Consider the following 9,826-nt stretch of genomic DNA (forward strand, 5'->3'; position numbering starts at 1 on the left):
GGCTTTATTATTTATGGATCAACAAATAGATCAACCATCAATTCTTCATCTGATGGCTCAACTCGATATTTCTCGAAATCAGTTTCACCTTTCTCTCTTAATATCTCTTCATCGATCATCATACGACCCGTGATCGAACGTTTCTCACTCGTCAAGATTGCATACGCTGCATCAGCCATGATTGCTGGTGTCCGAGCCTTGCTAAATAACTCACGTCCACCGAGAGAAAACTCAATCGCTGCAGTTGCAATAATGGTTCTAGGCCACAAGGCATTAACACTTATTCCATAACGTTCGAATTCTTGATTCATTCCCATGGTCAACATACTCATGCCATATTTACTGATGGTGTAAGGAGAATGAACCGCAAACCACGTTTCTTTTAAATTTAAAGGTGGAGAGAGACTAAGAATGTGTGGATTTTGACTTTGTTTTAAATAAGGCAAGGCAGCTTGACTACAGACCATAACGGCGCGAGTATTAACTTGATACATAAGATCAAAACGATTTGGATCAAGCGTTTCAACCCCACTCAAATTAATCGCACCAGCATTATTAATGAGGACATCTATCCCACCAAAATGTTCAGCAGCCTGTTTCATTGCGGCTGCGACAGCATCTTGATCTCGTACATCAAGTTGGATCGCTAATGCTCTCCCACCAGCTGCTTCTATTTCTTTTGCAACAGAATGAATCGTACCATTGAGTTTCGAATGTTCAGTGCTCGTTTTTGCAGCAACCACAATATTTGCACCATCTTTTGCAGCTTTAAGTGCAATCTCACGACCGATACCTCTGCTTGCACCTGTAATGAACAGTGTTTTTCCTTGTAGTGACATAATCCCTCTGTGTTATTTTGTTTTTGAGTTTTCAATGTACAAAAAAAAAGCACTTATGCAAAATTTCTTTATGAACCTCTAAGTCGTAGAAGCATACATTTTGCAATTACAAAATTAGAATTATTTTGATAGCATGCTAAAAAACATAAATAACATTCTGTTTTTATTAATTTTTCAAAAACCAACTATAGTTGCATTTTGTGCCAAAAATTCACCTTTAATTTTCAATCTTAATTTGTATGAAATTTAAAAAGTGAAAATCGCGCTCATACGCCTATTATTATTCTGAGATAAAAAAAAGCCCAAGGAGGAGTACAATCTTTGGGCTTAGTAAACTGAATATTTACATTAAAATAATATACCTAATTGATATAAAATAGAAAGCACTAATTTATTTTTTTAATATTATTTTAAAAATATTTTTATAATCAACGATATAATTAGATTAAGAAGTATAATTTTCTAAGATTTAACTTTGTCTATCTCGTATCAACTGCGTTGATGCAATATTTTCGTAAATTGTTTGCTGCAATTGATCTCTGAATTCAATTAAATCTTGTTCTGTTTTGATATTTGAGATTGATTGTCGTGGTAAAAATTTGAAATAGAATGGGACTCTTTTAGGAATAATATTTTTGGGTATTGAAGGCAAGACATCACCATGACGGAGTATTTTTCCAATTTTAGGTACAGTTAAAAGCTTTTTAAACCACTTTTTTTCAAGCAAATAATTGGCATCAAGTGCCAAATCGAATACTTCATCACCACCTACAGCTACAAAAGGTGCAATGTCGTAGTCAAATTCTTGAGCTAACTTTAAGAATCCGTAGCGCTCTTTCCATATGAGTTGATATTCTTCCCCTTTGCGCTTTACTACCTCACGCCCACCACCTGGAAACACTAGGATAGAGTATCCTTGTTGCATTGCATCTCTGGCGTATTCTCTTAGACCCTCAATTGCACCCATTTTATGAACCATATCTTTCCAATACGGTATTTTGAAATGAATGTGATCACCTAAACTCACAATTTTAATTTTGTGCTCTGTATATAGATAATCAATCAAAATTGGCGTATCAAATACGCCATAAATTGTATGATTACCCACATACATGGCAGGTCGATCAGCATTGAGATGTTCAACACCAAGAAAGGTCGGTTTAAAATAAAAACGTTGCAACAAACTACCATATCTGATCATTTTAGAATGGTGTTGGATTTGCAATGCTTTATTTTCCATTGAACATCTCTTTATCTAATTAAGCTACTCGCTTCTGAACCAGTATCGAACCAACAGAATAACCCGCACCAAATGAACATAATACGCCGTATTCACCATCATTCACTTGATCAGCAGTTCGATGTAACGCAATGATGACACCAGCTGAAGAAGTGTTTGCAAACTCGTCTAAAATGATTGGAACTAAGTCTGGATCTGCTTCAGCAGCAGCTTTACCCACAACCAGCTTTAAAATTAACTCGTTCATGCTGGCATTGGCTTGATGTAACCAGAAACGTTTAACATTCGTCGGTTCGATTTGGTTTTTCTCAAGTTGCTTTGTAATCATTTTCGCAACCAATGGGCATACTTCTTTAAACACTTTACGGCCATCTTGACGGAAGCGTTTATCATCCGCATTGGTTGTTTCACTTGGATTCAAGAAACCAAAATTATTACGAATGTTATTAGAGAATTGCGTAAACAATTGCGTATCTAAAATTTCGAATCCAGTTTTAGAATCTGTATCTTCGATAATTGAAGCTGTCGCTACATCACCAAAAATGAAATGACAATCACGTGAACGATAATCTGTATGACCTGATGTGATTTCCACATTGACCAAGAGCACACGACGAGCACCAGACTTGATCGCATCATAAGCTTGTTTTAAGCCAAATGTTGCAGCAGAACAAGCAACATTCATATCATAAGCATAACCTTGAATGCCTAATGCAGTTTGAATTTCAATAGCAACCGCAGGATATGCACGTTGCATATTTGAACAAGCCAATATTACAACATCAATGTCTTCAGCAGTTACACCTGCATTTTCCATTGCTTGTTTTGAAGCGATTACACCCCACTCAGCTTGAAGTGAAATTTCATCATCTGATCGTTCTGCTAAGTTTGGACGTAAACGATTAGGATCTAGTACGCCTTCCTTCTCTACAACATAACGTGCTTTAACACCTGAAGCCTTCTCAATAAATTCTGCACTTGAACCACGGCGTGCTTCGATTTCGCCCGCAGCAATTTTTTCAGCATTCTCTTGATTAAACTTTTCTACATAAGCATTTAAACTTTCAACCAATTCTTCATTGGTGATGACATGTTCAGGATGGAATAAGCCAGTGCCTGTAATACGAATGCCCATGCAAAACTCCTTTTTTGAGTAACTCAATATTTCAAATTAAAGCTATATTAACTGATTCCGAGACGTTCCCATACTTTTTGAATACGGTTTGGCGAAATTGGCATCTTGGTTTTCATCGGTTGAGAGAATAATGAGATTCTCAGCTCTTCAACCATAAAATATAACTCTTTCAATTTCTGATCATTTTTATATTTAAATAATTTATCCATCCAAGGATCGACTTGAGCAATCGCATCATCATCTCGTTTTAGATTATGAGGCAAACGATCAATCCTGATCAATAAAGCTTTAAGATAGCGTGGAAATTCAATCCACACGTCTACAGATTTACTATAAGCAAAATCCGCTAAACTCATTAGATCAAGTTGATCTTCAATATCATCGATATTTTTACCAAATACATTGGCATCAATCATCATCAACTCGCGTCGAATTTGTTGCCATTGTACATAAATGTCATTAAAGGCAGCCAAGACCTTTTGACCATGCGTCAGGAAAGACTGCTTGACAGCCTGCAGAATTATTTGGAAATCTTGCGCATCTACAGGCTCTTTCTCTAAAGCCATTTGCAATGTTGCGTAAACTAACATTTGTTCTAACTGAGCTTTATCACCCAAAGGGGAATAGGCTAATGCGAGTGGTTTAGAAATTTGTTTTTTAAGCTGTCGAATCAAATCACCTAGCTGCATATGAATCAGGCGAATAATACCAGCACGATGATGGCGTATTGCTTCGTGCTGATCATTAAACGTTTGAATGACAACACCTGACTCATCCTTTTGCTCAAGCTTAGAAAATTCCTTGCTTGGTACAAGTGCTTGATATTGTTTGACGACGACACCTGTGACTTTTTGCGATGCTTCAAACACAAAATGCTCAGGGAAAGTTTGATACTCACCTTTTAACTGCTTGACTGGACTATGCGTTTCAGTACGACAGCGTGCTTTTAATTCTGATAAATCGCGACCTTGCTCAATCACTCGTCCTTTTTCATCGATGACTTTAATGAGCGGTAAAAGATATTGTTCAATTCGATCTACATTAAAATCTTTTTCAGTGATCTGTTCGCCTCTCAACTGAAAAGCTAAAAAACTAAAAATGTGCTTTTGTAAATCTTGCGCATCTATTTTGGACATCAGTTTACGCGCAGTATCTGGTATAGGTACCAAGCCACGACGCTTATCTTTTGGAAGAGCTTTTAATAGTGCTTCAATTAAATCAAGACGCCAACCTGGAATGCCCCATGACCATAAGTTTTCATCTACTTGTGGCAGGGCATGTAGTGGAATCTTGACCGTCGCACCATCTTCATCATGACTTGGATCAAATCGATAACTTGCTGCAAAACGAAGATCCCCATTACGTAAGTAATCAGGGAACTGTTGGGTGGTTGGACGATCGTTAAGCCATAAAGCATCGTCATCGATGAACAAATAACGTGGATTTTGAGGCTCAACAGTCGCACGCCAATCTTCAAAACTACGCCGACTCGCAACATCTTCAGGCACTTTTGCTGCATAAAACTGATAAATCGTCTCTTCGTCTACCACCAAATCACGACGTCGCAATTTGTCTTCAACTCGCTCAACCTCTTGTAGTTTAAGTAAGTTATGTTTTAAAAATGGCGGCGTAATCCCCAGATGACCCGTCGTTAAAGCATCGCGAAGGAAAATTTCATGCGCCGCAGTTTGATCCACCTTTTCATAATTGATTTGACGCTTAGGCTCAATAATCAAACCAAACAGTGAAATTTGATCATATGCGTTAACCACACCTGCTTTTTTCGACCAATGCGGTTCAAAGTAATGATGTTTGACTAAATCACGTGCGGCTAGCAAAATCCACTCAGGCTCAATTTTTGCCAGTGTTCGTAAATACACCTGAGAGGTTTCTACCATCTCAAATGCCATGACCCATGGTGTATTGGTTTTGTGTAAGGTTGATGCAGGAAATATACGTGCCTTTTGTTGACGCACTGCCATGAATACATTGCGTTCATCTGTTTTATTTGCAATGAATGACAATAGCCCTGTGAGTAAAGCTCTGTGAAGATTTTCGTAACTGGTTTTCTTTTCATTAAAAGAAAGCTTTAAGCCTTGAGCAAGATCAACCAGTTGCTCATGTGTTTTTTTCCATTCTCTCAAGCGTAGCCAACTCAAGAAATGATTACGTGCAAATGTGCGACGCTTATTTTCATTCATCTCCCGATTTGCAACCAACGCATCCCATAATTTGAGATAGAACAGAAAGTCAGAGTCGGCTTCACGAAACAAGGCATGCTTCTGATCCGCTTGCATTTGTTTATCAGCAGGACGCTCTCTTGGATCCTGAACAGCTAACGCAGCCACGATAATCAATACTTCATTGAGTGCCCCAAAATGAGCACCACCCAAAATCATACGTGCGAGTCTTGGATCAATTGGCATTTTTGCCATTTGTTGACCAATTTTGGTGAGAGAATCACCTTTGCCTTGAAGTCCACCTTTATCTAGAGATGAGGCTGTTTTAGTCGCAAGAGAAGAATTTCTCTTTTCCGCCATCGCCCCGAGTTCAATCAGCAGTTTACGGCCATCATTGACGAGACGATGATCAGGCGGTTCAATAAAGTCAAAATCTTCGAGTGTTCCAAGACCTAAACTCTGCATCTGCAAAATAACAGATGCCAAATTAGTACGTTTGATTTCAGGTTCAGTAAATTCGGGACGACTTAAAAAGTCTTCTTCTGAATACAATCGAATACACACACCCGGTGCAATACGACCACAACGACCTTTACGCTGATTGGCTGCTGCTTGAGAAATCGCTTCAATCGGTAAACGCTGAACACGTGAACGGTAGTTATAACGAGAGATACGTGCAAAGCCACTATCAATGACGTAACGTATGTTTGGAACGGTCAATGCAGTTTCCGCAACGTTGGTGGCAATAATGATACGCCGTCCACCACCTGCAGGATTAAAAATCTTTTGTTGTTCAGATAACGCTAGTCTCGCATACAAAGGTAGAACTTCTGTATGACGAGGTCCATGTTTGATTAAAGTTTCCTGTAGCTCACGAATCTCTTGTTCCGTACTGGCAAAAATCAAAATATCTGCGTGTTCAGGATGACCTTTTTCCTGTGCATCTTTGAAACATTCTTCAACAGCTGATACTACTGCGCGCGGTAGGTTTTCTTCAAAGTCATCAAACTCATCATCATCACTCCCTACAATACTCATTTCAGAGATCGGACGATAACGCACTTCTACAGGAAAACTGCGACCTTCAACCTCAAAGATCGGTGCGTTATTGAAGTAACTTGAAAAACGATTAACGTCTAAAGTTGCAGATGTGATGATGACTTTAAGATCTTTACGACGTGGCAAGAGCTGTTTTAAATAGCCCATGATGAAGTCAATATTGAGCGAGCGCTCATGTGCTTCATCAATAATAATCGTATCGTATTTGGTGAGAAAACGGTCATGAGCCAATTCAGCCAGCAAAATACCATCTGTCATTAAACGAACGATTGAGTCCTGTGAACCCTGTTCGTTAAACCTTACTTTAAATGAAATAGACTCACCGAGTTTTTCACCCACCTCTTCTGCAATACGTTGCGATACACTGCGCGCAGCTAATCGTCGTGGCTGGGTATGCCCAATTAACCCTGTTAAACCACGTCCCGCAAGCATGGCTATTTGAGGAAGCTGAGTTGTTTTACCTGAACCTGTTTCACCCGCAACGATAATGACCTGATGTTTTTGAATGGCATCAATCAATTTATCTGCATATTGGGTAACAGGTAAACCTTGATTAAGTTTGATATTAGGAATGCGTTGAATACGCTGCTGTACTTTTAAATTTGATTTTTCAAAAAGTTCTTGATATTGCTTTTCATTGGCATCTTTTCCTTTGCGTAGTCGATTTAAACGATGAAGATCTCGTGCCATCACCATTTGTTCTACATTTAACCCTATCGTTGCCAAGTTTTAGCCCTATACCAATTACGAAACGCTTTATTCTACTCATTTTAAAAGATTATCCCAAATCTGAATCGGACTATTTTTTTAGATTAAATGAGAATATAAAGCTTAAAATGATCTTACGTTGAAATAGAAACAAGTCAGCCGCGTTATGTGACAATTCATACAATTTTTGAAATTTTCATGTGGCTTTTTATATTTTTGAAAAACTAAATCCAAAATAATGATGGTTTTTTTAATATTTACCCTTGAATTTTCACTTCAGTGTCTTCATGTTGGTAGGCATGTGAAATTTTCTCATCCTGTCACGAATACATCATTTTGATGTGTTACAAGGTAGACAGATGACAAACTTAAATGGCAATCAATTTACATAATTCGGTTTTTCCGATTTTTGTAATGTAAAAATACCATTTCAGCACAGAACGAAAGTTCGATACTCTAATTGAAAATTAAAGACTAACCTCAATCATGGAGACAATGATGAGCTTAATTAATACTGAAGTTAAACCATTCGCAGCTACAGCTTACCACAACGGTCAATTCGTAGACGTGACTGAAGCTGATCTTAAAGGCAAATGGTCTGTAGTATTTTTCTACCCTGCTGACTTCACTTTCGTTTGCCCAACTGAACTTGGTGACCTTGCTGACAACTACGCTGAATTCCAAAAATTAGGCGTGGAAATCTACGGTGTTTCTACTGACACTCACTTCACTCACAAAGCTTGGCACGACACTTCTGACGTAATTGGTAAAATCCAATACCCATTAATCGGCGATCCAACTTGGACTCTTTCTAAAAACTTCGAAGTTCTAATCGAATCTGCTGGTCTTGCTGACCGCGGTACTTTCGTAATCGACCCAGAAGGTAAAATCCAAATCGTTGAAATCAACGCTGGTGGTATCGGTCGTGATGCTCAAGAACTTCTTCGTAAAGTTAAAGCAGCTCAATACGTTCACGCTCACCCAGGCGAAGTTTGCCCTGCTAAATGGAAAGAAGGCGATGCAACTCTTGCTCCTTCAATCGATCTAGTTGGTAAAATCTAATTCATTAGATAGCACTAAAAAAACCACGCTTTGCGTGGTTTTTTTTGTGTTCAATCCATCAAATTCTCAATCACCATCAATTCCGCGTAATCATCAATAATCCACACCCAATATTCAGCGTCATCGTGCAAAAATCTGGATCAGCCTTAACATCCTTTAAAAAACTTTGTATTTCAGCAGCATGGGAAATCACTTTATCTACAAGTATTACGCCATGTTCAGGATGTAGTACCTTTTTTAAATATTGCCAATAATCAGGATATGCATTTCGATTCGCATCTAAGATAATTAAGTCATACACATCGCCTTCATTAATTAATAAATTAATTGCATCACTGCTGATAAAATCAATAAGGTGATCTAAACTAAATTGTTTGGCGTACTGAGTTGCAAGTGCTATTCTTTTTGAGTTTATATCAACCGTAGTCACTCGACCCTGATGATCCGAAACCGACTCCGCCATCCATAATGTTAAATATCCTGTCGAAGTTCCTATTTCAAGAATTCGTTTAGAGGTCTGGATCTTAATGAGCATCGAAATATAATGGGCAGATTCTGGTTTTATATTTCGATATCTCAGATCGCGATCAGTTTGATATGCATCATGTTGAATTAACTGCTGATATAAACTTTGCATTTGACTTAGAAATTCAGCATTCATGACATATTCTCATTGAATCGATTTCTATAAACTAATCAAAGATAAAGTCTTTACTATGACAATCATCATAATTTTTGAATCAATTTAAAACGTTCAATTTCACGATCATCATCTTCTAGATAAATACTTTCCGTAAACATCGCTAATGGCCTTACCCATATTGAATAATCTCCATAAAGGCATTGATAGACCACAAGCTTTTCTTGAGTTTCACTATGAGTCGCTACATGAAGGACCTGATAAAGTTGTCCTTTATAGTGTTTATAAATGCCTCTCTCTAAGGTCATAATTCGTCCTCGCTCATATCTATTAAAATAATTTTAGTGTAAATATCTGAATTTAAATTGCTTTTATACTTGAAAATTCAAGTTTTAACTCAATATTTTCATACATCTACACCAATGACTTTGATGAAATTTATTTTTCCGATTGAATTTATAAAAACAAACTGTTTTATCTATTCAATCAATTATCTTAGTATACCTGTATCGAATGAATTATTACTCCTTTGGAGACGTTAGCAATGTTAGATCAAAATACTTCAGCTCAATTAAAAACGCTTTTAGAACGCCTTGAGGGTCCAATCGAATTGGTTGCGACTTTAAATGATTCAGACAAATCTGCAAAAATCAAAGAACTTGTGGAAGAAGTGGCTGCACTTTCTCCATTAGTCACAGCTCGTTTTGATGGTCAAAATAAACGTGCGCCGAGCTTTGGTATTGCTAAAGCGGGTGAAGAACCGCGTGTCTTCTTCGCAGGTTTACCAATGGGTCATGAGTTCACTTCTTTGATTTTGGCATTGCTACAAACTTCTGGTTATGCACCAAAAGTATCTGATGAAGTATTGGCATCCATTAAAGCTTTAGAAATCAAATCTGACTTTGATGTATTCGTATCTTTAAGCTGTCATAACTGTCCAGATGTGGTTCAAGCACTTAATTT

Annotated in this window: 7 protein-coding genes and 1 pseudogene; 2 read left to right on the top strand and 6 right to left on the bottom strand. The window is 37.7% G+C overall.

Going from position 1 to position 9,826, the window contains the following annotated elements:
* Positions 1–11 precede the first annotated feature (11 nt).
* From CL42_RS14610 to hrpA, 4 genes are all read right to left on the bottom strand, one after another.
* Positions 12–839: an SDR family oxidoreductase gene (locus CL42_RS14610; RefSeq protein WP_035270183.1), complete on the bottom strand. Its 828-nt coding sequence runs from the start codon at positions 837–839 to the stop codon at positions 12–14.
* A 469-nt stretch (positions 840–1,308) separates the two neighbouring features.
* Positions 1,309–2,079 (bottom strand): lysophospholipid acyltransferase family protein, encoded by a 771-nt coding sequence (locus tag CL42_RS14615; protein ID WP_081403307.1) that lies wholly within the window; start codon positions 2,077–2,079, stop codon positions 1,309–1,311.
* Between the two features lie 19 nt (positions 2,080–2,098).
* The gene (locus tag CL42_RS14620) at positions 2,099–3,214 is read right to left on the bottom strand and encodes a beta-ketoacyl-ACP synthase III (RefSeq protein WP_035270185.1); all 1,116 of its coding nucleotides are present in this window, start codon (positions 3,212–3,214) and stop codon (positions 2,099–2,101) included.
* Between the two features lie 47 nt (positions 3,215–3,261).
* On the bottom strand, positions 3,262–7,149 hold the full coding sequence (hrpA, locus tag CL42_RS14625) for an ATP-dependent RNA helicase HrpA (protein ID WP_035270188.1): 3,888 nt from the start codon (positions 7,147–7,149) through the stop codon (positions 3,262–3,264).
* 510 nt (positions 7,150–7,659) lie between these two features.
* Between hrpA and ahpC the strand changes: the two genes are divergently transcribed.
* Positions 7,660–8,223, top strand: coding sequence for an alkyl hydroperoxide reductase subunit C (gene ahpC, locus CL42_RS14630; RefSeq protein WP_035270191.1), 564 nt, complete (start codon positions 7,660–7,662; stop codon positions 8,221–8,223).
* A gap of 76 nt (positions 8,224–8,299) precedes the next feature.
* Here ahpC and CL42_RS14635 read toward each other — a convergent pair whose 3' ends face one another.
* Positions 8,300–8,884, bottom strand: a complete 585-nt coding sequence (locus CL42_RS14635; protein WP_035270194.1) for an O-methyltransferase — start codon at positions 8,882–8,884, stop codon at positions 8,300–8,302.
* A gap of 65 nt (positions 8,885–8,949) precedes the next feature.
* Positions 8,950–9,171, bottom strand: a complete 222-nt coding sequence (locus CL42_RS14640) for a DUF1653 domain-containing protein (RefSeq protein ID WP_035270203.1) — start codon at positions 9,169–9,171, stop codon at positions 8,950–8,952.
* A gap of 236 nt (positions 9,172–9,407) precedes the next feature.
* Between CL42_RS14640 and CL42_RS14645 the strand changes: the two are divergent.
* Positions 9,408–9,826 (top strand): annotated as a pseudogene (locus CL42_RS14645) (alkyl hydroperoxide reductase subunit F); the annotation flags it as partial.

It is taken from the genome of Acinetobacter sp. Ver3 (genome assembly GCF_000632455.1).
GTDB lineage: Bacteria > Pseudomonadota > Gammaproteobacteria > Pseudomonadales > Moraxellaceae > Acinetobacter.